The organism is Arsenicibacter rosenii (assembly GCF_001870735.1).
Lineage (GTDB): Bacteria > Bacteroidota > Bacteroidia > Cytophagales > Spirosomataceae > Arsenicibacter > Arsenicibacter rosenii.
The window spans coordinates 1-925 of sequence record NZ_MORL01000186.1 but is presented as its reverse complement, the minus strand read 5'-3'; the positions used below and the strand labels follow the sequence as shown (position 1 = coordinate 925).

Sequence of the window (925 nt, the reverse complement as noted above, 5' to 3'; positions counted from 1 at the left end):
TCGTTAACTTATCCATTGTGGCCCCGCTGGTACAGACACTCACCAGTGTTGTGTGTCTGGGTCAGCCACTGTCATTAACCGTATTACCGCTTAATTTTGGGCTGACGAACCCGCTCGTCCAGGTTGCGGTAACCGGCCCTGTTGGTGCTACTATCTCGGCGCTTGGCCCCGATGGCGTGCTGACGGTCAATGGCCTGCCAACCGGCCCGTCGACGCTGACGGTTACGGTAAGTGTGCTGGGTAATCCTGTCCTGACGCTGCCGGTTCCGGTAAATGTCGGTAATTTGTTGCCGCCCTCATTACCAACTACCCTGACAACGGTGGTGGGTAGTACGCTGTCGCTTTCGGGCCTGTGTCCGACCGGTACGCTCGGTACGCTGCTGAATCCACTGCAAAATATCATTCCCATATCAACCACGGCCGTCGGGGTTCAGTCGCTGTCACTGATTTGCGGCAACGGCACCTGTGTGAGCCCGACATCGGTTATCAATCTCAGTGTCGTCGCGCCGTTGCTGCAAACGCTGACGTCGGGCATCGTCTGCCTCGGTCAGCCGCTGTCGGTCACGCTGTTGCCGGTCAATTTTAACCTGACGAATCCGCTGATTCAACTGGCGGTAACGGGTCCGGCAGGGGCTACGATTTCGGCCCTTGGCCCTGATGGGGTGCTGACAGTCAACGGCCTGCCAACCGGTCCGTCGACGCTGACGGTTACGGCCAGTGTATTAGGGACGCCATTACTGACGATTCCGGTTCCGGTGACGGTGGGCAATCTGCTGCCGCCTTCCTTGCCAACTACCCTGACCGCACTGACCGGGACACCGTTATCCTTGTCCGGCCTCTGCCCGACCGGTACGCTGGGTACGTTGCTGAATCCGCTGCAGGGCATTATACCGGTCTCAACCACGGCCGTTGGGGTACAGACCCT

Annotated in this window: 1 protein-coding gene; it reads left to right on the top strand. The window is 59.0% G+C overall.

What is annotated here, in order from left to right; genetic code table 11:
* Nucleotides 1-925, top strand: a 925-nt coding sequence (locus BLX24_RS33125; RefSeq protein WP_177225989.1) for a hypothetical protein, incomplete at both ends; no start/stop codon positions are given.